Origin of the sequence: Nostoc sp. NZL, assembly GCF_015714705.1 — a bacterium.
GTDB classification, from domain to species: domain Bacteria; phylum Cyanobacteriota; class Cyanobacteriia; order Cyanobacteriales; family Nostocaceae; genus Nostoc; species Nostoc foliaceum_A.
The window spans coordinates 1-26,698 of record NZ_WBKL01000100.1 but is presented as its reverse complement, the minus strand read 5'-3'; the positions used below and the strand labels follow the sequence as shown (position 1 = coordinate 26,698).

The window sequence follows — 26,698 nt, the reverse complement described above, 5'->3', positions numbered from 1 at the left end:
ATTCTAGAATAGCTGAAGACTAATCAAGCTAATCAGCATCACATATCATGCGAGAGTGGCACTAGGAGAGAAAATATGCAGGCGATCGCAAAATTGGGATTAGAAATGGGTGCTGGTTGGAAGGAATGCCTGCACTACACTGTTTCACGCATAACTTAAGGAAGAGCGCGTCCAGTAATCGAACAACCATCTCCAAACTTAACAATAGTAAAGTCATACAGTTTTTGAATTTCACCATTTTTGCAGTAAAAATTTTTCTCCATTGTTTTTCCTGTTTGAACTACCCATACTAATGCATCAAACAATTCTGGATTAAGCTGATTGACCAGGTTCTTCACTCCTGGCATACCTGTAAGAGTTTCTCGTTTTTCTCCAGATAACTTAGCAAAAGCGGAATTAACCACTAAATAAATAAAATCATCAATTTCTCCATTAATCATATTTCTCACTGCCTGTATAGCTGCAATTCCGTCTAGGGAGTTGTTCAACAAGCTAGCCAATAAAGCACGAGATTGATAGAGAATTTCTGCTGTTTGCTGATGTTGCTCAATTGCTTGCCGTAATTCCAGCTTTTGTTTTTGGATTGTTATTTGAGTTTGAATACGAACGATTACTTCTTCTGGATGAAAAGGTTTAGTGATATAATCAACTCCTCCAACTCGGAAGGCTTGAATTTTATCAATCACTTCATTGAGTGCGCTTAAGAAGATTACAGGTATTTCTGAAACTAATTCATTTTTTTTCAGGGCTTTGCAGACTTCATAACCATCAAATTTTGGCATTTTTATATCGATTAAAATAACATCTGGTGGATTATTAATAGCTGCTATTAATGCCATATTGCCATTAGTGAATTTGATGACTTTATATCCCCGGTTGGTCAGAATGTCAGTTAATAAACGCAAATCTTCTACCAAATTTTCAACAATTAAAATATTAGCTTTACTTGGTTCAATCCCTTCAAAAACATTCCCCTTTATTTGACTAATAAGATGATTGTCCGTAAGAGTTTGTTTCTCTATTAAATAGCGAAAGTTACTCTTGTTAACTTTCACTTCCATTATGTCTGACATCAGCTTCCATAGCAGAGAAGCTAAATCTTTAATATGTCCTATACTCAAATACAAGTTGTCAGAAATATTATTGTATGGCTGGTTTTCCCAAGCAGCTTTTAAAATTTGCTTTTCTGGATCTGTTAATTCTTTTCCAGTTTTAATTCTCAGAATATGTTCTACCAATAATAATGCTTTTTCAAAGTTCATATTTAACTGCCTAAGGATGAAAACATTTATATTTTATAAAAATATAGTTTATCCTTTATTTGCAGTGTTTTCAATATTTTCCATTAAACTGTTTGTGTACATGATGATTTTAAGATTATTGTCGCAAAGGTATTTTTGGAGATAGATATCAGAGCGAGTAATGACCATTTGTGATAAGTTAGGGAGTTCAAAACAACAAAATATTTAATATATTTATGAATAATGTAGCTTTGGTGTATGGGTTTTAGAGCCTGAATAATCTTAATACCAATGTGTAGAAATCCATTTAAGTTTAAATAATTGGGAAAAGAAGAGCTTTCTATCTGATTCTTAGCCTCCATATCATCAGATAGAGAAATACCCCCAAAATCTTCTAAGACTAATAGATAACTATTGCAGTATTTTTCTAAATTTAGGTGTCTGATTATTCCTGGTAAATTGATATTTTTAGTAATAGTGTACTGATAGTGAAATTGCATCAGTTCATTTAGGGTGGGATACTCTGCTTTGAAGAGTTTAGAACCCACATTCCGCTATAGGGTGCGTAATATCGGTTATTACGGAAACAAGTTTTGCAATTTAGTATGAAATTCAACCTAGTATTTAAATCAAGAGATTTGAAAAACTAAAAAGCTATTTTCAGTAAGTAGCAATTAGTATTCGAGCCAGTTTGAAATTGATAAGTCAATTCTGCACCCAGTTGCAAAATTATCAACTTTTTTATAAAAAACCGACTTTTCCGGCTATAACTTCCGACTTTTCCGACTTGATCTTATATTAAAAAACAAGCTTTCATAGGTTGATTATGCTACTTGATTACCCAAGAATTAACCCATGTTTATTAGATCACTCATTAAATCCACTGAGGTGTTAGTAAGTTCGATAGATCAAAATACAGGAGTAAAGCTAAGTAGGTTGGTGTAAATAATTATAGTTGGGATAAAACAGGGAGCAGGAGTCAGGAAGTAGGGGAAAAAGGAGTTTTAGTCCTGTTTAGCTTTCTTCACATAGTTTAGTTTGATTGTGCCGACTTAACTTAACTCAGAAGAAACTAAGTCAAAATAACATTTGTAAATCCATGCTGACAGTCAAATTCGCTGTTTCAGCATCAGCATCAACCTTTCTTGTATGTGCATCTGATGCTGGCTATGCACCTGCTTTACAGTTGAGGATTTTTCTAACGGCTGGGGAGTTTTAAAAAGCTCGGATATTAATTAAAACATTTTGGTGTTATGGCATCAACAAATTCAGCCATTGAATCGCACTTTATCTGCTTTACAACAAACGAAACTTTAGCACAGGATAAATCGTAATTAATGTCAGACATAACCAGTGTTCTCGCGATCGCAGCAGGTGCAGTTCCTGGAGCGCTATCTCGGTTTCACATTACAGAATGGACAAAAGCTAAATTGGGGACAAAATTTCCCTACGCAACATTCGCCATTAATTTGACTGGATGTTTAGCGATGGGCTTCTTTTTCACAATTTCCAAAGGGATTACAGGCTATCCTAAGGAATTGGATTTACTTATTAGAACTGGATTTTTAGGTTCTTACACCACATTTTCAACCTATGGCTTTGATACTCTAACCCTATGGCGTAGCAAACGAACTGCTGCGACAGCTTTTTATTGGGCTGGGAGTGCAATTCTAGGTTTGGTAGCAGTGATTATTGGAGCATCGATCGCCAAGCTTTTCGTAAAGTAATAAAAATAGTTGAGATGTCGCTTACGAAAAACATACACAATCAATTTTTAGGTAAAAAGTAATGGGTTTTTTCAAAGGACGTTATTCCCTAGCTGTGGCGGTCGGGGCGATTTTTGGAGCGTTGAGTCGTTTTTATGGAACCGAATTGGCAAAAGCTATTTTTGGCAAAGATTTTGGTTTTTACGGCACATTTTTTATTAACGTGACTGGCTGTTTGTTGATTGCTTATATTTTGACTCTAGCGGCCGAGAATATTCGCATCATCTCGACTGAACTTCGCCTGATGACGACAACAGGTTTCTGCGGTGCATATACTACTTTTTCTACCTATGGTTTGGAATCAAAAGGTTTCTTAGATAAAGGAGATATCACGACGCTATTAATTTATTGGGTTGGCAGTGCGATCGTGGGAATGATTTGCGTCCAAATCGGTGTCTTATTGGCAAGAGCAAGCGTTCAGAGGTCTTAAATTATAGCTGATGCAGAAAAAGTAATTGAGGCTTTGCTGCGTTGGCGCAGCCCGCCATAGGCAATTTGTATAGGTTTTGAACTGAAGTTACTCCCTAACAAAAATACTCCAAGGAATACAGCGATTGTTACATGAGTTATCAAATCGCTGTATTCTCTATGAAATAAGGGTTTAAGCCGTTTTCTAGTACAATTATCTGGGGTAATTTTCATTAAAGTCTGATGGGCAACCATAACTATGAATAGAAATATGACATCATCGTATTCAAATTTACGCATTGAACTCGTCGAAATCAGCTTTGAGAAAATCAAACCTCGTGCTGAAGAATTTGCCTCTAGTTTTTACCAACATCTCTTTGAAGCTTATCCCGAAACTCAAGGTTTGTTTGGCAAAACTGATATGGATAAGCAAGAGAAAAAACTTATTAGTTCTCTCGTCTTATTGGTAGAAGGTTTACGCACACCCGCAGCATTAGTTCCAGTTCTCAAAGATTTAGGTGCTAGACATAAAGGCTATGGCACACTTACAGAATATTATCCCCTTGTGGGCGAGATTTTATTAAAAACTTTTGCAGAGTATTTACAAGAAGATTGGACTCCCGAAGTGACACAAGCTTGGGTTGATACTTACACAACTATCTCTCAGTTAATGTTAGAAGGTGCAGGAGTAGATATTTCTCACCTAAGCATAGATCCAGATATAGAAAAACCCCAATCATTGCCTCAAGTGTCAGTTTACTCAGTAAAAGAAACAACACTTCAATTATCTCCAGATGCAAAAATTGAACTCGTCGAAACTAGCTTTGAGAAAATCAAACCTTGTGCTGAAGAATTTGCCTCTAGTTTTTACCAAAATCTCTTTGAAGCTTATCCCGAAACTAAACATTTGTTTGGCAAAACTGATATGGATAAGCAAGGGAAAAAACTTATTAATTCTCTCATCCTATTAGTAGAAGGTTTACGCAAGCCCGAAGAATTAGTTCCAGTTCTCAAAGATTTAGGTGCTAGACATAAAGGCTATGGCATACTTACAAAATATTATCCCCTTATGGGCGAGATTTTACTAAAATCTTTCGCAGAGTATTTACAAGAAGATTGGACTCCCGAAGTGGCACAAGCTTGGGTTGATACTTACATGACTATCTCTCAGTTAATGTTAGAAGGTGCAGGAGTAGATGTCGCTGTAAAACTAGAACAACCAGAAATATTTACTCCGTTGACGAGGGAAACTGTCTCCCCCGCTTGGGCGAGACATGGTAAGAGGATAAGGGCTGTAACTCAGCAACGGAATTTCAGTAAAGTAATTAAACCGTTATTAAAACCAATAAAGCTCATCCAGAATATTTTCAAAAATATTTTCAAAAAAATTCTTGATTGGTTCTGGAAATCACCAACATGGTTAGTGGCTATTTCCATTGCTTCTAGTTTAGTTATCTTAGTTATTGTTACTCCTGATGATTCGATTATATCTAGGCTTTTATCAGACGTTGAACCTATTAGTATCATAGCTGCTTTAATTCTATATATCAAAGAAAGTCCTGACCGAAAAAAGGAATTTCAATATCAAGCTTGGAGTGTTATTGATGCTTCTCATGGTGTAAAAGTTAGTCCCGCAAGAATTATTGCTTTGCAAGATTTGAATGAAGATGGAGTTACTTTAAATAATTTAGACCTACCTGGAGCGAAATTAGCCAGAATTAATCTTCCTAAAGCTGATTTAAGTGAAGCTAATTTAACCAAATCTGATTTGAATCATGCCAACCTTAATTATGCTAACCTTGGAAATGCTTTACTGGCTCGTGTGAACCTTACTGGTGCTAATCTGAGTCACGCCAACTTGGGTTTTGCTAAACTTAGTTACGCTAATCTTAGTAGTGCTAACCTTACTCATGCCAACCTGATTTGTGCTGATTTAAGAGATACAAATCTTAGTGGTGCAAATCTCAGCAATGCGAATCTTAGTGGTGCAGATATGAAAAATGCTTATTTGACAGGTGCTAACCTCGAAGGTGCTAATGTCAGTGAGTACGACTTGCGCGGAGCTTATCTAAAAGGTGCTATTATGCCTGATGGATCAAAACATGCATAATTTTAATAATAATTTATGATATTTTATAGCCAAAACCTGTAAAAAAAGGAATATAAATTAATGGAAGTTAACAAAAATACCTTAGCTCAAACTATGGCTTTTTTACTCTTAATTCCTCCTGAAAGTAATTTAGCTAAGTTGCTAAAGTTATGCTTGGTTACTCGATATAATAGAGAAAGTTTAGGTCAAAATGCTTTAGAAAAAAGCTACGAATTAATTAACAACTCTTTTGAATTACCCTATTGGATACAAGAAGTAATTCAAAGCGATGAGAAAATTACGCCTGAAGAATGGCAAGCTTTTGGTGAACTGAATTTAAAGCAGACTCAGGATTTTATCAATACTCTGTGGCAAGAATTAGACGAGATGAAATTATAATACGATAACCAAATAATTATTAATTCATAATTAAAGAGAGGAAACCTAAGTTTTCTCTCGTCTTTCAGGCGTTACTAGGCTTACAAGAATTTTTTCACCTTGGGACTGGTACTTGATTAATTACCGACGCAATTACCGCATCCATTTGTAAACCATCCAGCATAGCTTCTGGTTTCAAAATGAGGCGATGACGTAACAGTGGCGATGCAACTGCTTTAACATCATCTGGTGTGACAAAATCCCTTCCAGTTAACCACGCTAAGGCTTGAGATGTCTGCAACCAAGCACCGGCGGCGCGAGGTGATGCGCCCAAAGTTAAATCAGGATATTGACGCGATGTTCTAACCAACGCCAACAAATAATCAACGATCGCTTCTGATACTTTAACCTCTTTGACTGCTTGTCTTGCTTGCAAAATGTCGGCTACTGTTGCGATTGGTTTCAAACGGCTAATATCCAAACGCCGGGCTGCAAAACCCGCCTGACGATTCAGTAACATTTGCTTTTCGGCAGCTTGATCTGGGTAATCTACCACCAGCTTAAATAAAAATCTGTCTAACTGCGCCTCTGGTAAGGGATAAGTCCCCTCAAATTCCAGGGGATTTTGGGTTGCAATCACCCAAAATAAATCTGGTAAGGGCAAACTTTCACCATCCAACGTTACCTGCATCTCTTCCATCGCTTCCAGTAGCGCCGCTTGTGTCTTGGGAGGAGTACGGTTGATTTCGTCTGCTAGCAGTACTTCGGTAAATATTGGCCCTTTTTTCAAAGTGAAATTGCGGCTATTTAAGTCAAAAATATTTGTACCAGTAATATCTGAAGGTAAGACATCTGGTGTTAGTTGAATCCGGCGAAAATCTCCTTGAATTAACTGCGCCAACACTTTTACTAAAAGGGTTTTCCCAGTTCCCGGTACTCCTTCCAAAATTACATGTCCACCCGCTAGCAGTGCTATTAAGAGTTGCTGTATGAGGCTAGATTGTCCAACAATTACTTGATTAAGACTCTGACCAAGACCAATTAAGATAGGATGTGTTTCGCTCATATTTTTATTGATAAATAACTAAAGCAGAGTACAATTCCAAAACAATAATTACGAATTACGTTAGTGTAGCGGGGCGAAGCCCATTACGAATTACGAATTACGAATTACGAATTAATCTAATGGTTCGCCATTTCCCCAACCAGCTTAACAGGTCTCGTTCACTGATGGGTTGTTTGCGAGATTGTAGCTTTAAAACTGCATCTAATTCTGCTGCACTTGCGCCTGTTTTTTCTATCCAGAAATTGATTAAGGCTTGGCGTTCTAAAAGTACTTGCCCTAATCCTAAGGCTTTTTGGAGTTGTAGTTGTTCTTGTTTACCCACCATCTCTACAACAAAGTCGTTGGTATCAGCTTTCTGCAACACTCCTGCTAAAGCTTGGATGTATGCCTCACTGTTATCTGCAACTGGCGTATCTAAAGCTACTGGCTTACCAAAGCGGCGATTCTGCGCCCAAATTAGCACTAATAGTAAGATACCTACCTGTATCAATATTGGAAATAAAGGAGTTTTAGCAAAAAAACTAAATAAATTTCCTTCGCTTTCTTTCTTTCTGACATTAGCATCTTTATAGCCGTGGATGTATTCATCGACTAATACTGTGTTGCCTTTTTCAGTTACTAAACTAGCTAGGTACTTGAAATTACTTAAATAATCTTGGTAAGCGTTAGCGGCTAAATAAGGAGTGGTAGAAAAAATCACCTTTCCCTGTTTGTAATTTTCTTCCCAGACAACAGCACCAAAGCGATCGCCTAAATCAACTTGCTGGGAGTTAGCTTTTTTATATCGTCTACGTGTATCAATTTTAATGTCACCTTGGGGAGATTTTTGCAGAGTGCTAAACTCCGCTTCTGTAACCCGCGCCCCAGCCCCCAAAATTACCAAAGTATTCCCTTTTTCTACCCATTCTTGCTCTTGATTATCCAGTGTCGTCTCCCTTGGATAGCCGCCTACCTGTAGTAGAGTAACTGGGCTGTTTTCTGGCTGAATATCACTAAAAGGCTTTTGCCAGCGCTTGATAGAAATTCCCTGCTGTTGCATAAAAGCATACCAAGCACCATAGCCATCGGAGGCGCGGTTATAAGTAGAGCCAGTGTTAATTTTAGTATTATTGGGAGCCGCAAACAAACTCAGTAAAACGATCGCAGCGAGTGCGATTGCTCCCATCCAAGCAAGGCGATTTGAACGTTTCATTTTCGATCACTATAAATGACTTCGTTTCAGTATCACTAGTGCTAATACTTACTTATTTTTCCGATAAAGTCAAAAATATAGTTAATTTTTTTACACCAGTTTTCATTGTAAGTTCCAAAAAACCCCACCCTATGTAAAGAGTGGGGTTTATACGGTAACTAAGGCTATTTAACCGCACATAAATAATATCAGATATCACTCAAATTGCATAAGCGATCGCCCCGATACAACAATAAAACCAACAGAATCAAGCCTAATCTGGGGCTGGCGAATTCCTTGCAGAATGGCTGCATTTAAAGCAGTTTCTATCTTCAATTCTTCAGCTAATGCATTATCCCAACTTTGCTGGTTCAGACGCAGGCGTAATTGTTCTACTCTATTGGCTAATTTCTTTTCGGCGACCTTAGCACAACTTTGGCACAATTCAATAAAATCGGGACGATTGGAGAGCAATTCGGAAGAAGTGTTACGCACTTGATAGCAAAAATTTTGCCATTTACTAGGGTCAACAAAATCGTCAATAATTCCTAAGCGCTCTTTTGCTAGATTGTAATCTCGTCCTTGATTATTGTTTTTATCTTTATATGGACGTTGCAAAATACTTAATAGCGCTTTATCTTCAACAACACGTATTGGCTCATTGCGACCATCAACATAGATTGTTTCTATAATTGGTGGAAATAGAGCATCAACACGCCGCTGCAAGTTTTTGAATTGAGAATTATCTAATTTGTTATCTAGTAAAACTTGTTTGGCAATTCTTAAATTTGCCTCGACTACATAATTGCATTGAAAACCGAACCACTCCTTCCCTTCTTTAGCGTCCCAAGATGCATCAGTGCGCCACAGAGCAAAGGCTTCACCTCGATCATCCCAGTTTATATAGTTCCAGAGTGCTTCAACAAATCCTTCCCCAACTCGAAAGAGTTTAACACCAGGATTCTGGTTTGCCACTCTGCGATTATAAGTACCAAATTGGTCTAGGTAACTATCAGCAAAACGGTTTTTTAACTCATTTATGGGAACCAATGTCCGCGTTGTGGGTTGATAACGTCGCATCTCTGGTGAGTCGGGATTATTGAGTCCTCTGAATCCCAGCGCGTCACAAATCCAACCTTCAATTGCTCGCCTCATTTCTAGATGACAAGCATCGTAATTATCTAGCTCTTGAAAATACTCGGTGGCAATTTCATCGTTAGCATCAATTTCATCTAGAGCATTTTGTTCGCTAATTTTTGCTATTTCGGCTTCAATTTGCTCTTGAATTGGCGAAATCATTTCTAACAATCCAGCAGCACTTGATTGAAACAAAACTGTTTCTAATTCTGCAAGTTTCTCATCCACATAAAACTGGAGACTGGCAATTGATTGTTGGAAAATACCAAACCCATCTTTTAATACTTGATACCAAGCATTGTGAGGGCTATCTTCCAAATAGGGGCCAATCAAGGCACTAGATTGGATGCCAATTTTACTGCCAATGCGGTCAAGTCTGCCAATTCTCTGTTCTAATTGATTAGGCGACCAAGGAAGGTCAAAATGAATTAACCAATCGGCAAACTGGAGGTTACGCCCTTCTTCTCCAGAGCGATCGCATACTAAAATAAAGCAGTTTGGGTTATCCTTGAACCTATTTAAGCCTTCCTCAACCTTATCGGGTGGTTCTCCAAATTGATGTTTGGCTACTGTCTCTGCACCAAAGGTATCAGACAAATATCGGACAATTTCACCACAAGATTGCACAAAACTGGTAAATACAATAAATTTTGGCAGAATATCACCAGTAATCGGTCTCTTGATTCTCTGCTGTATCCTTGTGATGAATTCCTTTTGATTCTTCCGAATGTTTGCGGGAATTTTGAAGTATGTACCTAGCTGATTTAGCAGCACTGTTTTCAAATTCTCCGTCCGTTCTCCGTCCTCTTGGGGTTGACGAATAATTTTTAGGAAGGATTGCAGAATTTCTTCTTCCCCTGGGAATTTGGGGGTTGTAGTTAAGGTGCGAACATCATCTTCTTTAAATTCTTGGGTGAGTTTAGCATGAGGCTTACCAGTTAAACGGGCGGTAATTACCTGCTCTAAAATGCCTAACCAAGTACCAGAAGCGAGGAATAACAGCAGAAAAATTCGCTGATATGACTTTTCATCAGGAGCAACACTACGCCATTGATTGAGAAGTTCGTGAATATCAAGCGATCGCTCGTCTAAATCATACTCTTCTTTCGGCGTAAAATTGCGGTCAAAGATCACATCTTCCACCGCAGCGCGACGGTTGCGAAGCATTCGGCGGTGTAGTCGATAGGTATCGCTGACGTGGACACGAATTGCTTGGACTATTTGCTCTTGCTCAGTAGAATTTGTTTGTAAGCAATTTTCTAAATCATCCGCCAGCTTCAGTAAATACTCATCTTCAGCAAAGAGGTTTCGTAGTTGCTGCAAGTTGCTTTTGAGAACCAGAGGTTCCGCACCTTCTTTAAAAGAAAGGAGAACTTTACCAACTTGCTGACGGCTTTCAATTTTGGCGCGAAAACCTTCTAAATCACCAATTTTATAGGTTGTTGGGTCAAGCAAGTGCAACATTGCCAGAAAATCCTGCTCATGATTGAGCACAGGAGTGGCGGATAATAAAAGTAAGCGATCGCTTTTATGAGCAAGTTCTTTGCAAGTCTGAAAACGCTGGCGCACTGTTGCATCCTTTGAGATCGCCATTGCCGCAATGTGATGGGCTTCATCTAAAATTAAGCAGCCTATCTTCGCTTTCAGGTTGATTTTATGGATATCTTCAACCGCCAGCACCGCTACCCGTTTGCCAAAATGGGAGATGTAAAACTTATTTTCTAACTCAAGCCGCCATTGTTTGAGCAAATATTGCGGAACTAATACCACCGCATTTTTTTTCGGTTCATCGAGAAGGAATTGACGCAGAATCGCCCCCGCTTCGATAGTTTTTCCCAGTCCCACCTCGTCTGCTAACAAGTAGCGCTGAATTGGGTCTTCCAGTACCCGCCTAACTACTTCAACTTGGTGGGGATAAAGATTAATATTTGCCGAAATCAGTCCTGTCATCCCGCGACTGACAGCGCGTTGCTTAATCAAGGATTTGACGAAAGCCAATCTTTTATCGTGGAAGTAAGGCGTTTCATGACCCTTCATCGCCAGAGTTTCGATGGGGTCTGTATTTGGTAGATTACAACGAACGTAAATGTCTTCTTCTGAAGCGATCGCAGTTTTCTTGTCTGGTAAATCAATTTGATACATTTCCGTATCTTCATCCCAGATGAAAACTCTGCCAACTATCCATTTATCCTGGGTTTGGGACTTAATATAGCATCGAGCCTGGGGTTCAAGCTTGACTTGAGAGAGAGAATTTAAAGGTAAAGTTTTTTGAAGACGTTGCCCTATCGAGCAAAAATACTCAACGTTTGCATTGGCATCAGATATTTCGGTAACTTTTCCGATACCCAAATAGTTATTCTGGGACTGTACCAATAAACCAAGCTTAATCATAGATCCAGTCCCCTGAACACACTAAAAGAACCTTCCAGACTAGTTTTTTAATCCATATCTGGCAGTTTTGTCGATCAACATTATAGATAATAAACCAGTATTACAGTTTTTCGTTTTAGCGATATCTAGGACGGGCTACGCCTATGCTCCACCACGCAAAGTTGTAAAATCAGCCCAAAGGTTGATTTCCGTTGTGATTATTGTACTAGTTTTTAAATGTATCGGGACGCATTGGTATTGTATTGCAGGGTATTGCCAAAATTATTTCGCTACCAATTAATGAAATACTGTACTTAGCTGATTATATGGTATATGGTCTGATAGATTCACACTTTGGCTTGATAACGCCACGATACAATTAAGGTGATGTAGTTTTATTTACTATGAAGAAAATCAGAGACAACACAATTAAGTTAAATCAATATTTAAAGTTGATGGGTATAGTGCCAACTGGAGGCCAAGCCAAGCTGATGATTCAAGGTGGCGATGTCCAAGTAAACGGTATGCTGGAAACCCGACGAGGGCGGCGACTAGTACCGGGCGATAAAGTAACAATAGAAGGAAAGACTTTAGAGGTGAATTTGGATAACAATGAAGACCAAGACCTAGTAATCGATTTTCCCGAACAAACCGAGTAAAGGATTTTATCCTAAATTGAAAAGTTCTTGTTTTGTCTTGTGAGTAATGCTGCAAATTTCCAACAAAGTTATTATCCCACAGAGTGAGATTGAAATTAGTGCGATTCGTTCGCAAGGAGCGGGAGGCCAAAATGTGAATAAGGTTTCCACGGCGATTCACCTGCGCTTCGATATTGCGGCTTCATCATTACCGGATTATTATAAAGAACAGCTTTTAAAGCTGAGTGATCGACGCATTACCCAGGATGGAGTTATTGTCATCAAAGCACAAGAACACCGAAGCCAAGAGAACAATCGGGAGTCAGCTTTGAAACGACTTCAAGAACTCATTCAAAGCGCAGTTGTAGTGACGATAAAACGCAAACCCACGAAACCAACTCGCAGTTCTCAAAGAAAGCGCCTTGACTACAAAACTAAGCGCGGACAGGTTAAGTCTAACAGAGGACAAGTGACAGATTGTTGATTATAAATTAAAGTTTTGCACTTAATTTTGTTGCAAAATCTTACCAGAGAACTAAGACTAATTCCTTCTATTGACTCTGGTCAAGTTTATAACTTATTTGGTTAGCTTGAGAGTAGCAATTATAGAAGGGTAAAAAAGATGAATAAGACATTACTAACGATTTTGATGCTTGCGCTCTTACTCTTATTCATCATCTCTCCCTTTGCTGCCCTTGCTAGTCTAATGCTAATAGTGTTAGTTTCAGCATTTTTCTCTTTACTAGGAAACTTGTTCCAAGTAATAATTGGTGGTGACACCGATCCTAAAAGGTCATAAAAGTAAAATTATCAAATTTAAAATAATTTACTCAGTGGTGTGGCTAAACCGTCAATGCTGACAAGATTTTTCTGCTGTTGATATTCTCGAACTCCCTCTTGGCCTTTTTTACTAGCCCAGTTTACTAAAGTCTGGCGCTGACCTCGATATTCATAGAGTGGTACGCCAAAACCACAGGAAGTCTGTACTTGGTCAATGTCAGCGATGATAATTTGACGAGTTCCAGGAATCGGCAAAAACAAAGAGTACATGGATTCCCAATCTGGGGAATCCGGTAAAATCGTCTTTCCTTGACCGTAAAGACGGAGGATACAGGCAGGTTCTTCAAAGGCACAAAACATGAAGGTTATCCGCCCATTTTCTTGCAAATGGGCTGATGTTTCGTTAGCGCTGCCTGTCAGATCGAGGTAACCTACTCGGTTGGGAGAGAGGATGCGAAAGCATTCTAAACCTTTAGGAGAAAGGTTAATATGACCCGTAGGACTCAAGGGTGCAGAACCAACAAAGAAAAGGTGTTGGGCAGCAATAAAGCCTTGCAGTTCCTCAGTAATACAGTCAAAAACTTTAGCCATAGACTGTCTGATATCTATTTGCAAATTTCCCATATTCTCAGCCTATGTCTTAGTTAAACATCTAGCAAGGCCGAATTGCCGATGTCTGACGACAAGCGGCTACAAGTGAGTGACGAGTAGAGGTTAAGAACTGTTACCGTCTCATATACCGACTAGCCATTTGGATAGCATCAGCGATATCGACATCACCATCGCCATCAGCATCCAAGAAAGAATTCAGTACAGGATTCCCGCCACCTTGGGGATTTTGAGCATTTGCACCTGATTGCAAAAAATTCAGTACTAAAGGTACTGCTAAAGGCAGCAATTGTTGAACTATACCAGCATCCAATCCAGTCCGCTGGGCAGCAACCTGAGCTACCTGTTGTTGTATCTGAGGAGAAAACAGCGAAGTAACGGCTTGGGGGTTAGGTGAAGTACCAGCATATTGATTTACTAGAGTTTGTGCAGCTTGATTACCATCTGAGGCTTGCTTTTGTTGTAAAGCAGAACGCACTTGACTACCCACAATTGACAAAACTGATTGGATGGTAGAGGGATCTGCGCCAGTGCGATCGCTCATCTGCTGTACAGTGTTCACAATACCTCCCAGTTGACCTAAGTTCCCCTGTAAATTAGGATTAGCAACCGCACCAAGAATTTGATCGAAAAGTCCCATAAGTCTATTTCTCTTTCCTTGTTCGTTCTCAAAAATCTTGCCAAAACTGGCGTAAGTCCACTAAAAAATTAGCAGACGCGAACTTTATCATGAACGAATAAAATTTTAAAATCTACTAGCTTAAGGATGAGAAATTGGTAGAGCGATATTAAAATATAACGGGATCAAAACCTCAAGTTTTACCCTCAAAGGTTTAAATTTCGCAAAAGCTGCTTCTTACTACTCTGGTAAATAATACTGAAACTATTAAGATCAGAAGCATCTGCCTGCTGAATACCCATTAATTTTTCTCAACCATGCCTCTGTCACGGATAGTAACGCTGATTGTTGGTCTGATCGTCATTTTGGGGCTAGCCCTATGGCTAATTGATTCCCTATCGCGCCTCTATTGGCAATTGTCCTATTCGCCGTTGCTAGGCAATTTGCTGCTGTTGCTGCTGATTGTCCTCATCGGAGCCTTGGTTGCCGCTTTTGTCTATTATGTATTAGTGATTCAATCTGGGGAAAAGCGATCGCGCCGCAACCCAAAGCGAGTAACTCCAGCCCAAATTCCTGCTGGCAAATCTGACGCTGCTTCTACAACTCTCCAAGCTGTGCGCCAACAGGTAGCGCAAATTCAAGATGAAGTAGCACGCCAGGCTTTATTAAGTAAATCACGAGAGATTGAAGCCAACCTAGCACGGGGTGAAATTCAAGTAGTGGTATTTGGTACGGGGAGTGCTGGCAAAACTTCCCTAGTTAATGCGATTATGGGACGCATGGTCGGTCAGGTGGATGCACCGATGGGTACAACTCAGGTTGGGGAAACTTATTGTCTGCGGTTGAAGGGATTAGAACGTAAAATTTTAATTACGGATACGCCAGGAATTTTAGAAGCAGGTGTGGCGGGAACGGAACGTGAACAAATGGCCCGAGAACTGGCAACAGAAGCAGATTTACTGTTGTTTGTGGTAGATAATGACTTACGGCGTTCAGAATATGAGCCGCTACGGGGGTTGGCAGAAATTGGTAAGCGATCGCTCCTAGTTCTCAACAAAACTGATTTATATACAGATGAAGATAAAGAATCCATCCTCGCTAGGTTGCGTCAACGGGTACGGGGATTTATTGCAACTAATGATGTGGTAGCGATCGCTGCTAATCCCCAACCTGCACAATTAGAAACTGGCGAAACCTTCCAACCGGAACCGGATATTGTGCCTTTGCTGCGGCGCACAGCTGCTGTTTTACGGGCCGAGGGTGAAGATTTGGTGGCGGATAATATTCTTTTGCAATCTCTGCGACTGGGAGACGAGGCGCGAAAACTCATCGATGGCCAGCGTCGTCGTCAAGCTGACAAAATCGTAGAACGGTTTCAGTGGATTGGTGCTGGTGTGGTATCAGTTACCCCCATACCAGTGGTAGATTTGCTGGCTACAGCCGCCGTTAATGCTCAAATGGTCGTGGAAATTGGCAGAGTGTACGGCTGTGAATTAAATATGGAACGGGGAAGAGAGTTAGCCCTTTCTTTAGCAAAAACGATCGCCAGTTTGGGCATTGTCAAGGGAGCAATTCAATTATTATCTACAGCTTTGCAACTCAATGTTGCTACCTTTATTATTGGTAGGGCTATTCAAGGCGTAACAGCAGCTTATTTAACGCGAATTGCTGGTAAAAGCTTTATTGAATATTTTCGTCATGACCAAGATTGGGGTGATGGTGGAATGACGGAAGTTGTGCAGCGACAGTTTCAAATTAATCGCAGAGATGAATTTATTAAGGCTTTTATTCAAGAAGCGATCGCGCGAGTGGTTAAGCCGTTAACAGATAAAGCTGAAGTAGTTGAACATGAAGAAGAAGCCAATAGTTAAACTACTCAAAAATCAATGTGCTTACTGTTATTAGGTTCTTAATAAAACATTAAATTTATTTACGCAAAAATACTTAAATTGTGCAATGTGCATTTAGTCATTAAAACTCTAGTTATTTATTTCTAAAGTATTCCGGAAACAGGAGGTAATGTCAGAAAAATTAAATAAAAGAACTTACTGAGTAACCAGGCCATGACCTACCACATAATCGGGAAATTACTACAAGGGCGTTACCAAATTGTCCAAAGTCTGGGTGCAGGGGTGTTTGGACAAACATACATTGCTGTAGACGTAGATTATCCACAGAATCCCAAATGCGTTGTTAAGCAGATAAAAGTTAGCAGTTCCGAATCCGGCTACTTGGAGATGCTGAGGTTACTGTTTCTGACTGAAACTGAAACCCTCAAGCTTTTGGGAAGCCATCACCAAATTCCTGAGTTTATCGACTGCTTTGAAGAAAACAAGCGATTTTATTTAGTCCAAGAGCGGATTGAAGGACATGCGCTGACTGCGGAATTACCTATTGATCAACAGTGGGGGTCTTTGTGGAGTGAAAGGGAAGTTGTAGAATTCCTGATAGATGTCTTAGGTATTTTGGAATTTGTTCACTCTCAAGGCGTTATTCATTGCGATATAAAGCCGGAAAACTTGATCAGACGCACTAGCGATTGCAAGTTAGTTATGATTGACTTTGGCTCAATCCAGTCTATAGATTTTGGTATAGGTGCGGAATTGCCCATTTATAGAATTCCCGTCACTTCATTAGGGTATATACCGCCAGAGCAATTTATTGGACAAACACAGCCCAACAGTGATATTTATGCTTTGGGTATGATTGCCATCCAGGCTTTAACAGGGCTAGAACCACTACAATTAAAAGCTGATCCTTATACTAATGAAATTGTTTGGCGTTCTGAAAACACGCCAGTGAACGATTATCTTGCTGCTGTTCTCAGCCAAATGATCCGCTACGATTACCAAAACCGCTTTCAGTCTGTGGGTGAGGTACTGCGGGTACTCAAACAAATAATATGGGATCAGCCACCAGAAATATTAGAAGCAGATGATCAATTTCATCTAGAGGCGGCGGTTGAAGATGATAATTCTCAAAATCCTACATCTGGAAAATCATCCCCGTTATTCACAGGAATGAAACTAGGACTGGCCGCAAATTCTTTATTGATGGGATTTGGTGTCTATTCTTTAGTTAATACTGCACCTGCATACTCAGAAACAGACACTTTATCTCAAGCAAAAAAAGAATATCAAGCTGGGGATTTGCAAGAAGCGATCGCATTAGTTAAATCAATTCCCTCCCACAGCAATGTTTATCCAGAAGCGCAAGCTAAAATTGAAGAATGGCAAGATCAATGGCAAGTAGCGGCACAGCAATACCAAATAGCTCAAATAGCTTTTCATGAGAGCAAATGGTCAGATGTTCTTGATGCTGCTGCTAAAATCCCAAATATTTTATATTGGCAATCTAAAACAGATAAACTAGTTCGGCAAGCTTCCATAAATATTGAAGTCCAGACGCAAGATTTATTAGCAAAAGCTTACGAAAGTGCCGAGATAAAAGATTTTTCTTCTGCATTACAATATCTGCGGCAAATTCCTAAAGAAAGTCGTGCAGGAGCTTTAGTTCAAGACAAGTTGGCTGAGTACAATCGAAAGCGCCAGATTAGAGCAGCCTACTTTTTACAGAAAGCCTATAAGAAAGCATCTATTAGAGATTTTAATCAGGCCGTAAAATTTCTCCAAAATATTCCCAACGATACTCTAGTTTATGCTCAAGCTCAAGTCAAATTGAATGAGTATACTCAAAAGCAACGTATACTGGCTAACAATCAAAAGGTAGCTTCTGCAAAAAGAACAAATTCATCCGTACCTAAAAACTCAGTAACTGAATATCTTCAAGAAGTAAATTATCTGCAAGAGGTGAATATTCGCTAGTTACAGCAATTTTTAGATGCATAGACTTGTTACATATAACAAACAATTTTTTATTTGCTATATAATAAGAAGTATTTTTAATAATCCGTAATTACGAATTATGAATTACGTTAGCGTAGCGGTAGCGATTCCGCGTTTGCGCAGCGTCTCGTAGAGAGCGTCATTACGAATTATTAATGTACTAGGGTGCTGTCTGCGGTGGATTGCTGGAATTAGGCACTGGGATAATTGGCACGATTATAGGCTTTGGTTTCTCAGATTGCAGCTGAATCTGGGCTTGATTACGAGCGTCTATTGCTTGTTGGTAATTAGGCTTGTATTTTATCGCTTGCTCGTAAGATGCGATCGCATCTTGAAACCGTTTCAAATTTAGTAAAGCATTGCCCCTGCTATACCAGCTTTCAGAATGGTCTGGTTTATAACGGGCTGCCTTATTATAAGACGCGATCGCATCTTCATATTTTTGCAAAATGTATTGCGAATTCCCCAGATTATACCAGAGTTGATAGTCGTTTTGCTTAAGTGTTGCTGCTTTGTTATAAGATTTTATTGCTTCTTCGTAGCGTTGGTTTTGATGCAGCGACCAACCCAGGTTATACCATGCTTGATAATTCCTAGGATTATATTTAATTACTTGGTTAAAAGATTCAATCGCTTCTGGATAACGTTGTAAATTGAGCAGTACATTACCTCTCGACAACCAAGCTTGATAATAATTTGACTTGTATTGTACCGCTTTATCATAAGCTGTAAATGCATCTTTGTATCGTCGTAGATTTACTAAAGAATTCCCAAAGTTATACCAAGCTTGCTCGTAGTCTGGTTTTAAATCCACGACTTTTTCGTATGCTGCGATCGCTTCTTCATATCGGTTAGCATTTTGTAATGCTAATCCTTTTTTATACCAAGCTTCGTAATTATCTGGTTTAAATTCAATTGCTTTTTCATAAGATTTAATTGCTTGGTCATATTGGTTTAAATTACTTAAAGCTTCGCCCTTAGCATTCCAGACTTCCGAGTTTTCATTATTTAATTGTAAGGCTTTGTCAAAAGAGGCGATCGCTTCTTGATATCTTTGCAAATTTCCCAATACAAATCCTCGTCCACTCCAAGCTTCAAAATAATCTGGCTGAATTTGAATTGCTCTATCATATGCCGCTAGCGCCTCTTTGTATTTTTTTAATTTAGATAGACTTTTGCCTTGACCATTCCAGCCTTTAGCATAATCTGGTCTAATATTAACGGCTTTTTCATATACTTCTAACGCATCTTGATAGCGTTGCAAATCAAACAGCGTACTTCCTTGCTTGGATAATTCTATGGCGTTATTTGAATTAATGTAATTTAAAATTAATATTGATGCTACTCCGCTGACTCCAATTAAAAATATTGTCAATAAAATCTTTGACAATATGCCTTTTTTAGGTTGATGTTTGTTTGTATTCGTTGCTGGAGAAATAGGAGTTAATGCAATTGTCTCAGCGGGTGGTTGTGTTAAATCTTTCACAGCTTGTAATGCTACCGTTGCCGAAGGATAGCGTTGTCGAAAATCGTAGCACACCATCTTATCTAAGAATTGAGCGAATTCTGGCGTTACCGTAGCTTGATTTTGCCAGATAATTTCATTAGTATTGGCATCTTTTACTATTTCCTCTGGTAATAATCCAGTCAGAGCTTGAATAGCAATTATTCCCACAGCATAGATATCACTGCTTAATTTTGGCGTACCATGAGCTTGTTCTCCAGGAATATATCCAGGCGTACCTATGGCAACGGTACCTTTAGTTGAACCTTCGGGAGTGATCACCTGGGTAGTAATTTGTTTAACTGCACCAAAATCAATTAAGATTAATTTCCCATCTGGGTGCCGTCTGAGGATGTTTCGCGGATTGACATCACGGTGAATTACATTCTGTTGATGGACAAATTCTAAGATTGTCAAAAGTTCTTGTAAAAGTGAAATTACTTGGTCTTGACTGAGGGTTTTACCGGGAATTAATTCTTGACTCAGGTCATGACCTTCGATCAATTCCTGTACGAGATAGAATTCGGCGTTATCCTCAAAGTAAGCTAAAAGTTGGGGAATGCGATCGTGAGTTCCTAATTTATACAGAACTTGTGCTTCTGTATCAAATAAACGCCTAGCTGTCTCCAAAGTTACCGGATCACTTGCCTGGAGTTTAAGTTTCTTAACGACACATAGAGGTGAACCGGGTAATTGGGTATCACTTGCCACAAAAGTTTCACCAAAACCCCCACCTCCCAAGTTACTAATAATTTGGTATCTTCCTACAAGAGTGTTTCCTAGCATCTCGTTTGCCTAGTTAAGTGCGATGCGATCTGATTTCAATCTTGCCACACGTTAAGGAGGATAGGGGGAGCGGGGAGTAGGAAGTAGGGAGTGGGGAGCAGAGGAGCAGATAGGAATATTTGGTGTTTCTTAATTATGAATTACGAATTATGAATTACGAATTAGTATGATTCCTATTAGTGATAATATCCGTTGTCGAACTAAACCGGTTATTAATTACTGGCTGATTGGTATTAATGTTGCCGTATTTTTATGGGAACTTCAACTAGAATTTAGTGGCGGGCTAGGTTATTTTGTTAATAGTTGGGGTTTGATTCCAGCGCAGATTAGTGGAGCAATTACAAATGCATTCTTCTTCAACAACTCTGCTGCTTGGATAATTGTAATTTGGCGAGGATTTTCACTATTTTTTGCAATATTTATACATGGCAGTTTTAGCCAAATATTGGGAAACCTGCTATTTTTGTGGGTTTTTGGCAAAACTGTTGAGAATATTTTGGGACATGGACGCTATTTAGGATTTTATCTAGCGGCTGGCGTAATGATAGGAGTAGTGCAAGTTCTGGCTGAACCGAGTTTGACAGTACCATTGATTGGGGCGAATGGCGCGATCGCAGCTATTTTAGGAGCATATGTTATGAAGTTTCCTAAAGCAAAAATTGACACTATTTTGCCGCTAATAATCTTGTATATCCCCATCGAACTTCCAGCTTTTTTCTATATATTTTGGTGGTTTGCGCAACAATTATTTTATGGTATTGGTAGTTTAAATATTCCTCCCGTTGGCGTAAATCAATCGGGTGTTGTCTTCTGGGGGCAAGTTCTGGGATTATTGAGTGGTGCGGCTTTTATGCACCTGAAGAGATGATTTATTACTAAATCACCGCTCGATGCAAAGCCTCTGATCGTCAGACATCGATCTGAATGTTAGAAGATATCTTCTGGCTAAAACTCCTATGTGCCTTTTGATGGATTGCGTTTTTTAGTTTAAAAATCCATACTGCTAATACTAGGGGATGCCTACTCTTCAAATCGGTATTGTTTAGTTATATAGCGGTGTATAAGATGCCAAATGTTGATAAAATTAACTTTAAAGTCACTGATGAATTAGCAGTTCTACGGCAGCGTGTAGCTGAGTTAGAGCGATCAGAAATATTTTATCAGCAAAGGCAAACAGCGCTTGAAGAGCAAGTAATAGAGCTAGAAAAAAAACTGGCACTTGCACTACAATATCCCCATATTCAAGCTGTTGAATATGATATCAAGTGGCATCTTGAACAAAAAACATCCACAGCTTTAAATGTGCCAACAGATGTAGCAGTCACTTTACAGCAACTCCAACAAGAAATTGCAGAGCGACAGCAGGTAGAAGCCTCCCTGAGGGAGAGTGAAGAGCGGCTCAGGTTAGCCCTAGACGCTTCCAAAATGGGCTTGTGGGATTGGAATATTGTTACCAATCAAGTCATCTGGTCTGAAAATTATGAAGTGCTTTTTGGTTTGCTTCCAGGTGGTTTTGACGGAAACTATGAAAGTTTTCTGAAGTGCGTTCATCCTGAAGATAGGCAATCTGTAATGCAAGTTGTCGCCCAAGCTATGGGACAAAAGACTGACTACAACGATGAATTTCGTATAGTTCGAGCAGACCAAAGTACACATTGGATTTCTGCTAAGGGAAAATTTATCTATGACGATCGCGGACAAGCGGTACGAATGATCGGCGTTTGTATGGAAACTACTGTCTGCAAGCAAGCAGAAGAAAGTACTCGTGAACTCACAACCCAAGTGCAAGAACAGGCAAATATTTTAAATGCCATCCTCACCGCCTCAGTCGATCACATTTATATCTTTAATCGCAAAGGTTGCTATCAGTATGTCAGTCGTGATGCAGCTACGGTATTAGGCTTCAAGCCCCAGGATATTGTCGGAAAAACTTTGCAAGACCTGGATGTACCCGCAGACCTTATAGAACAGGTAGATAATCAACGACAAACTGTTATGAAAACTGGGCAGCCAATCAAGGATGAATGTAAATATGTTACTCCTGATGGCGTGCATTATTATGAATACATCCTCACACCATTACGAAATTCCAACCAAATTATTGAAGGCGTAATTACTGTTTCTCGTGATATTACCGAACACAAACGGGCAGAAAAAACATTACGCGAAAGTGAAGCCAGATTTCGGCGTTTGTTTGAATCCAACCTGATTGGGGTCGCTTTTTGGAATGTAGATGGCTTTATTCTTGATGCCAATGATGCCTTTCTCCAGCTAGCTGGCTACACTCGTGATGAGTTTGCCACCTTAGGTAGAATTAATTGGAGAGAACTTACTTCTGTTGAGTATAAGGATTTAGACGATCGCGCCCTTTTGGAACTGCAAACCACTGGAGTTTCCAAAATTTACGAGAAAGAATACATCCACCGCAACGGGAAGCGAGTCCCAATTGTTTTGGGGGTAGCCTTGTTAAATGACTCCAAGGATAATGGTGTGGCTTTTGTACTAGATATTACCGATCGCAAATCAGCCGAGAAAGAATGCGATCGCCTCCTCGAACGAGAAACAAAAGCACGTAAACAAGCAGAAATCGCCAACAACATCAAAGATGAGTTTCTGGCGGTTCTTTCCCATGAACTGCGAACCCCACTCAACTCCGTTTTGGGATGGTCGAAAATGTTGCGGACTCGCAAGTTTGATGAAAAAACCACTCACCACGCCTTAGAAACCATTGAACGCAACGCCAAGTTACAAACCCAGCTAATTGAAGATTTGTTGGATGTGTCTCGCATCCTCCAAGGAAAATTAAACTTAAATATCTGTCCAGTTAGCTTGGTAATGGTAGTTGAAGCAGCACTAGAGACAGTACAACTAGCAGCACAAGCTAAGTCAATTCAAATTAAGACCATATTTGATCCGACTTTGGAGCAAGTGATGGGCGATCCAAATCGGCTTCAGCAAGTTGTATGGAATCTACTTTCCAATGCGGTAAAATTTACCCCAACAGGCGGACGGGTAGAAATTCGACTAATGGAAGTTGGTAACCAAGCTCAAATTAAGATCAGCGATACAGGTAAGGGAATTAGCTCAGAGTTTTTGCCTTATGTGTTCGATTACTTTCGCCAAGCTGATAGCACAACTACCCGGACATTTGGTGGACTAGGTTTAGGATTAGCGATCGTGCGTAAGGTTGTAGAGATGCATGGGGGAAAAGTTCAAGCCGAAAGTCCTGGAGAAGGATCGGGTACCACCTTCACTGTTGAGCTACCGCTTTTAGTCAGAAGTGAAGATGTTCGGCGTGAAAATAATCAGTCTTTAGATTGTGAGCCTGAATCCTCGCTCCTTTCGGATACACAAGTTTTGGTGGTGGACGATGAACCAGATATCCGCGACTTAGTGACCTTTATTTTGCAAGACTACGGTGTAGAAGTAACCGCCGTATCTTCAGCACAGGAAGCATTACAAGCGCTGTCTGAATCAATACCAGATGTTTTAATTAGCGATATTGGAATGCCAAAGACAGACGGTTATATGCTGATGCGTGAAGTGAGGGCGCGATCGCCTCAACAAGGAGGATTAGTACCAGCGATCGCTCTGACGGCTTATGCAGGCGAAATGAATCAGCAGCAAGCACTAGCAGCAGGATTTCAAATGCATATTTCTAAACCAGTAGATCCAGATGCATTGGTGAAAGCGATCGCTGATTTGATTAATTAGTCATTGGTCATTGGTCAAAAGAGGCAGGGGAGCAGGGAGCAGGGAGCAGGGAGCAGGGAGCAGGGAGCAGGGGGGAGGATTGGACAAAGCTTGTACTTCGACCAATCAAGAACGTCTTAGAAAGACGGGGCTTGATACCCATGTTCCGCTCCGCTTCACGGCAACTCTTGGAAACGCTTCGCGAACGGGGCTTTCTATTGCTCCCCAGCTAAGAGCAAAGCGCCCCTCGGCCTCTTCGGTCATTGTTTGTTGGTATATACCGAGTGTTTCGTTGGCGAAAAAACTTTTTTATTAAAGGACTAATTTAAACCACGTTTCTTGTGGGCGTGGTATCTCGTCGATACAATGCCATTGTTAGTCGATGCAATCGCATTGTTAGTCGATACAATGCCATTGTTACTCGATGCAATCGCATTGTTGGTCGATACAATGGCATTGTTGGTCGATACAATCGCATTGTTAGCCGATACAATGCCATTGTTGGTCGATACAATGCCATTGTTAGCCGATACAATGCCATTGTTAATCGATACAATCGCATTGTCAGCCGATATCATAATTTCCCTTGCTACATTTTTCTACGGCGACAGTTCATTTAGGAATGTGAGACACCGCTAGCTCCAAAACGCGATCGCCCAAGTTTATCCACTACTAACGGTACTAGTTATCCCTTTGAGAATCGCTATAAGATTAGAAAAAGGGTCTTCTACGTTTAGATGGAAATGACTGAGCAACGTGATGCTGACTCACCGTCAACTAATTCTCAGCAATTGAGTGAACCGACCAATGGAGCAACTACCAAATCGGTCGATAATTCCTGGACAAACCGCATTGGTAGTGTTTGGAATAAAGCAACAACACATCTAACGCAACTCCTACCCGTAGAACAACTGGCACAGACGGTTGTTGAATGGTTTAGCGTGAGCGAAACTCAGGTTGCAGAGATTTTAGAGAAAGTTCGAGCCGAACTGCCAACTACTGAAGCACTGCTGATTGGTAAACCCCAAGCCGGAAAAAGTTCAATTGTGCGGGGATTGACAGGAGTTTCTGCCGAAATTGTTGGTCAGGGATTTCGTCCTCATACGCAACACACCCAGCGCTATGCCTATCCTTCCAATGACCTGCCGTTACTGATTTTTACTGATACGGTGGGACTCGGTGATGTTAAACAAGATACTGAATTAATCATTCAGGAATTAGTTGGCGATTTAAAAAAGGAAACTCGTTCTGCCAGAATCCTGCTTCTGACGGTTAAAATCAATGATTTTGCAACTGACACGCTACGACAAATTGCTAAACAGCTGCGCCAGCAGTATCCAGACATTCCCTGTCTGTTGGTAGTTACCTGCTTGCACGAGGTTTATCCTCTCAATACCGTCGATCATCCCGCCTATCCACCAGATTATCAAGAAGTCAACCGCGCATTTGCCGCAATGCAGCAAGCCTTCGCAGGAATAACTGACCGCTCTGTACTGATTGACTTTACCTTAGAAGAAGATGGCTACACTCCGGTATTTTACGGCTTAGAAGCACTGCGAGATTCCTTAGCAGAACTACTCCCACAAGCAGAAGCACAAGCGATTTATCAGTTATTAGATCAAGAAGAAGCTGGGAAGCAACTTGGTAATCTTTACCGAGATGCTGCACGCCGCTATATTTTGCCATTTTCGATTATGTCTGCTACCCTCGCCGCTGTACCTCTGCCATTTGCCACAATGCCTGTACTAACTGCCTTGCAAGTATCAATGGTGGGACTGTTGGGTAAATTATATGGGCAGACAGTCACTCCATCTCAGGCGGGAGGTGTTGTGAGTGCGATCGCAGGTGGTTTTTTAGCACAGGCAATTGCGCGGGAGTTAATTAAATTTATACCAGGATTTGGTAGTGCGATCGCAGCCTCTTGGGCAGCCGCCTATACCTGGGCACTAGGGGAAGCAGCCTGCGTTTACTTTGGTGATTTAATGGGAGGTAAGAAACCCGATCCCCAAAGAATTCAGTTGGTGATGCAAGAAGCGTTTCAAGCGGCGCAAGAACGGTTTAAAGGAATCAAACGTTAGGGGTAGTTGTTAGGGTTTTCAACAAGTAGACCTTTACTTGCTGCGGCTGCATTCAATTCCGAATCAGCAGACACAAATGTCACCAGAGGTAAACTGTTAGCTATGCAGAGGGCATTTACTGCACGACCAGCCCCTAGCTGAACTGCATCATAGCTTCGTAACCCGTATACTTGAGCTAATACCATTGCAGAGTTGATGATGCTCTCTGTGATTTCTACAACTTGGTATTCAGACCGTAGATGACTTTTGAACTGATTGCATACTGCGATCGCATCTGTAGCAATGATACTTCCACCACGCGATCACCGCAGGGGTTGCCGCAGGCATCGCCGTGTAATTGCAGCGACAATTTCAACGCTCGTAATGGCAGCAATCAGTACATCATTTTTCCGTAGCGGGTCATATCGTGTCCGGTTAAAGACTTATCATTTAGACCGCAGGGGGCAGGGGGCAGGGGGAAAGAGGCTTTTGCGCTTTTTGCACAGATGCGGGAATTATAACTAATTAGGCGGACATGATA

21 protein-coding genes are annotated in these 26,698 nt (G+C 40.3%); 12 read left to right on the top strand and 9 right to left on the bottom strand.

What is annotated here, in order from left to right:
- Positions 1 to 155: 155 nt before the first annotated feature.
- Positions 156 to 1,262 carry a response regulator gene (locus F8R90_RS14185; RefSeq protein WP_230966311.1) on the bottom strand — a complete coding sequence of 369 codons (1,107 nt, stop codon included), beginning with the start codon at positions 1,260 to 1,262 and terminating at the stop codon, positions 156 to 158.
- A gap of 1,316 nt (positions 1,263 to 2,578) precedes the next feature.
- Between F8R90_RS14185 and crcB (F8R90_RS14180) the strand changes: the two genes are divergently transcribed.
- From crcB (F8R90_RS14180) to F8R90_RS14165, 4 genes are all read left to right on the top strand, one after another.
- Positions 2,579 to 2,968, top strand: coding sequence for a fluoride efflux transporter CrcB (gene crcB, locus F8R90_RS14180; RefSeq protein ID WP_196511288.1), 390 nt, complete (start codon positions 2,579 to 2,581; stop codon positions 2,966 to 2,968).
- A gap of 61 nt (positions 2,969 to 3,029) precedes the next feature.
- Positions 3,030 to 3,437, top strand: coding sequence for a fluoride efflux transporter CrcB (gene crcB, locus F8R90_RS14175; RefSeq protein WP_196511287.1), 408 nt, complete (start codon positions 3,030 to 3,032; stop codon positions 3,435 to 3,437).
- A 249-nt stretch (positions 3,438 to 3,686) separates the two neighbouring features.
- Positions 3,687 to 5,525, top strand: coding sequence for a pentapeptide repeat-containing protein (locus F8R90_RS14170; protein ID WP_196511286.1), 1,839 nt, complete (start codon positions 3,687 to 3,689; stop codon positions 5,523 to 5,525).
- Between the two features lie 60 nt (positions 5,526 to 5,585).
- The gene (locus tag F8R90_RS14165) at positions 5,586 to 5,903 is read left to right on the top strand and encodes a hypothetical protein (protein WP_196511285.1); all 318 of its coding nucleotides are present in this window, start codon (positions 5,586 to 5,588) and stop codon (positions 5,901 to 5,903) included.
- Positions 5,904 to 5,997: 94 nt separating this feature from the next.
- Here the strand turns inward: F8R90_RS14165 and F8R90_RS14160 are convergent, their stop codons facing one another.
- From F8R90_RS14160 to dpdE, 3 genes are all read right to left on the bottom strand, one after another.
- Complete coding sequence (locus F8R90_RS14160) at positions 5,998 to 6,948, bottom strand: AAA family ATPase (protein ID WP_196511284.1); 951 nt, start codon at positions 6,946 to 6,948, stop codon at positions 5,998 to 6,000.
- A gap of 97 nt (positions 6,949 to 7,045) precedes the next feature.
- Positions 7,046 to 8,140, bottom strand: coding sequence for a DUF4350 domain-containing protein (locus F8R90_RS14155; protein WP_196511283.1), 1,095 nt, complete (start codon positions 8,138 to 8,140; stop codon positions 7,046 to 7,048).
- A 195-nt stretch (positions 8,141 to 8,335) separates the two neighbouring features.
- Complete coding sequence (gene dpdE / locus F8R90_RS14150) at positions 8,336 to 11,647, bottom strand: protein DpdE (RefSeq protein WP_196511282.1); 3,312 nt, start codon at positions 11,645 to 11,647, stop codon at positions 8,336 to 8,338.
- A 383-nt stretch (positions 11,648 to 12,030) separates the two neighbouring features.
- Between dpdE and F8R90_RS14145 the strand changes: the two genes are divergently transcribed.
- Positions 12,031 to 12,285: an RNA-binding S4 domain-containing protein gene (locus F8R90_RS14145; protein ID WP_190895528.1), complete on the top strand. Its 255-nt coding sequence runs from the start codon at positions 12,031 to 12,033 to the stop codon at positions 12,283 to 12,285.
- Positions 12,286 to 12,331: 46 nt separating this feature from the next.
- Complete coding sequence (gene arfB, locus F8R90_RS14140) at positions 12,332 to 12,748, top strand: alternative ribosome rescue aminoacyl-tRNA hydrolase ArfB (RefSeq protein ID WP_196511281.1); 417 nt, start codon at positions 12,332 to 12,334, stop codon at positions 12,746 to 12,748.
- Between the two features lie 332 nt (positions 12,749 to 13,080).
- Here the strand turns inward: arfB and F8R90_RS14130 are convergent, their stop codons facing one another.
- Entirely contained in the window at positions 13,081 to 13,635 is a 555-nt protein-coding gene (locus tag F8R90_RS14130) for a pyridoxamine 5'-phosphate oxidase family protein (RefSeq protein ID WP_196511294.1), read from the bottom strand.
- Between the two features lie 133 nt (positions 13,636 to 13,768).
- Positions 13,769 to 14,293 carry a DUF937 domain-containing protein gene (locus F8R90_RS14125; RefSeq protein ID WP_196511280.1) on the bottom strand — a complete coding sequence of 175 codons (525 nt, stop codon included), beginning with the start codon at positions 14,291 to 14,293 and terminating at the stop codon, positions 13,769 to 13,771.
- A gap of 296 nt (positions 14,294 to 14,589) precedes the next feature.
- Here F8R90_RS14125 and F8R90_RS14120 point away from each other — a divergent pair, with 296 nt between their 5' ends.
- Positions 14,590 to 16,143 carry a YcjF family protein gene (locus tag F8R90_RS14120; RefSeq protein ID WP_196511279.1) on the top strand — a complete coding sequence of 518 codons (1,554 nt, stop codon included), beginning with the start codon at positions 14,590 to 14,592 and terminating at the stop codon, positions 16,141 to 16,143.
- A 192-nt stretch (positions 16,144 to 16,335) separates the two neighbouring features.
- Positions 16,336 to 18,096: a serine/threonine-protein kinase gene (locus tag F8R90_RS14115; protein WP_196511278.1), complete on the top strand. Its 1,761-nt coding sequence runs from the start codon at positions 16,336 to 16,338 to the stop codon at positions 18,094 to 18,096.
- A 181-nt stretch (positions 18,097 to 18,277) separates the two neighbouring features.
- Here the strand turns inward: F8R90_RS14115 and F8R90_RS14110 are convergent, their stop codons facing one another.
- Positions 18,278 to 20,407: a serine/threonine-protein kinase gene (locus F8R90_RS14110; RefSeq protein WP_196511277.1), complete on the bottom strand. Its 2,130-nt coding sequence runs from the start codon at positions 20,405 to 20,407 to the stop codon at positions 18,278 to 18,280.
- Between the two features lie 166 nt (positions 20,408 to 20,573).
- Between F8R90_RS14110 and F8R90_RS14105 the strand changes: the two genes are divergently transcribed.
- The 4 genes from F8R90_RS14105 to F8R90_RS14090 all read left to right on the top strand — a co-directional run bounded on the left by F8R90_RS14105 (position 20,574) and on the right by F8R90_RS14090 (position 26,178).
- The gene (locus F8R90_RS14105) at positions 20,574 to 21,275 is read left to right on the top strand and encodes a rhomboid family intramembrane serine protease (protein WP_196511276.1); all 702 of its coding nucleotides are present in this window, start codon (positions 20,574 to 20,576) and stop codon (positions 21,273 to 21,275) included.
- A gap of 197 nt (positions 21,276 to 21,472) precedes the next feature.
- Positions 21,473 to 24,121, top strand: coding sequence for a hybrid sensor histidine kinase/response regulator (locus tag F8R90_RS14100; protein ID WP_196511275.1), 2,649 nt, complete (start codon positions 21,473 to 21,475; stop codon positions 24,119 to 24,121).
- Between the two features lie 320 nt (positions 24,122 to 24,441).
- Positions 24,442 to 24,720 carry a hypothetical protein gene (locus tag F8R90_RS14095; RefSeq protein WP_196511274.1) on the top strand — a complete coding sequence of 93 codons (279 nt, stop codon included), beginning with the start codon at positions 24,442 to 24,444 and terminating at the stop codon, positions 24,718 to 24,720.
- 123 nt (positions 24,721 to 24,843) lie between these two features.
- On the top strand, positions 24,844 to 26,178 hold the full coding sequence (locus tag F8R90_RS14090) for a GTPase family protein (protein WP_196511273.1): 1,335 nt from the start codon (positions 24,844 to 24,846) through the stop codon (positions 26,176 to 26,178).
- Here the strand turns inward: F8R90_RS14090 and F8R90_RS14085 are convergent.
- Positions 26,175 to 26,363, bottom strand: a complete 189-nt coding sequence (locus F8R90_RS14085) for a hypothetical protein (protein WP_196511272.1) — start codon at positions 26,361 to 26,363, stop codon at positions 26,175 to 26,177. The two genes, F8R90_RS14090 and F8R90_RS14085, sit on opposite strands and share 4 nt — an antisense overlap.
- A 29-nt stretch (positions 26,364 to 26,392) precedes the next feature.
- The gene (locus F8R90_RS33445) at positions 26,393 to 26,527 is read right to left on the bottom strand and encodes a hypothetical protein (protein ID WP_269141763.1); all 135 of its coding nucleotides are present in this window, start codon (positions 26,525 to 26,527) and stop codon (positions 26,393 to 26,395) included.
- Positions 26,528 to 26,698: the final 171 nt, after the last annotated feature.

Coding starts and splice junctions, on each gene's coding strand:
- F8R90_RS14105 (WP_196511276.1), top strand. CDS start 20,574: ATGATTCCTATTAGTGATAATATCCGTTGTCGAACTAAACCGGTTATT.
- F8R90_RS14160 (WP_196511284.1), bottom strand. CDS start 6,948: ATGAGCGAAACACATCCTATCTTAATTGGTCTTGGTCAGAGTCTTAAT.
- F8R90_RS14110 (WP_196511277.1), bottom strand. CDS start 20,407: ATGCTAGGAAACACTCTTGTAGGAAGATACCAAATTATTAGTAACTTG.
- F8R90_RS14120 (WP_196511279.1), top strand. CDS start 14,590: ATGCCTCTGTCACGGATAGTAACGCTGATTGTTGGTCTGATCGTCATT.
- F8R90_RS14185 (WP_230966311.1), bottom strand. CDS start 1,262: ATGAACTTTGAAAAAGCATTATTATTGGTAGAACATATTCTGAGAATT.
- F8R90_RS14165 (WP_196511285.1), top strand. CDS start 5,586: ATGGAAGTTAACAAAAATACCTTAGCTCAAACTATGGCTTTTTTACTC.
- F8R90_RS14115 (WP_196511278.1), top strand. CDS start 16,336: ATGACCTACCACATAATCGGGAAATTACTACAAGGGCGTTACCAAATT.
- F8R90_RS14170 (WP_196511286.1), top strand. CDS start 3,687: ATGACATCATCGTATTCAAATTTACGCATTGAACTCGTCGAAATCAGC.
- dpdE (WP_196511282.1), bottom strand. CDS start 11,647: ATGATTAAGCTTGGTTTATTGGTACAGTCCCAGAATAACTATTTGGGT.
- F8R90_RS14145 (WP_190895528.1), top strand. CDS start 12,031: ATGAAGAAAATCAGAGACAACACAATTAAGTTAAATCAATATTTAAAG.
- F8R90_RS14090 (WP_196511273.1), top strand. CDS start 24,844: ATGACTGAGCAACGTGATGCTGACTCACCGTCAACTAATTCTCAGCAA.
- F8R90_RS14100 (WP_196511275.1), top strand. CDS start 21,473: ATGCCAAATGTTGATAAAATTAACTTTAAAGTCACTGATGAATTAGCA.
- F8R90_RS14125 (WP_196511280.1), bottom strand. CDS start 14,293: ATGGGACTTTTCGATCAAATTCTTGGTGCGGTTGCTAATCCTAATTTA.
- arfB (WP_196511281.1), top strand. CDS start 12,332: ATGCTGCAAATTTCCAACAAAGTTATTATCCCACAGAGTGAGATTGAA.
- crcB (WP_196511288.1), top strand. CDS start 2,579: ATGTCAGACATAACCAGTGTTCTCGCGATCGCAGCAGGTGCAGTTCCT.
- F8R90_RS14085 (WP_196511272.1), bottom strand. CDS start 26,363: ATGGTATTAGCTCAAGTATACGGGTTACGAAGCTATGATGCAGTTCAG.
- F8R90_RS14130 (WP_196511294.1), bottom strand. CDS start 13,635: ATGGCTAAAGTTTTTGACTGTATTACTGAGGAACTGCAAGGCTTTATT.
- F8R90_RS14155 (WP_196511283.1), bottom strand. CDS start 8,140: ATGAAACGTTCAAATCGCCTTGCTTGGATGGGAGCAATCGCACTCGCT.
- crcB (WP_196511287.1), top strand. CDS start 3,030: ATGGGTTTTTTCAAAGGACGTTATTCCCTAGCTGTGGCGGTCGGGGCG.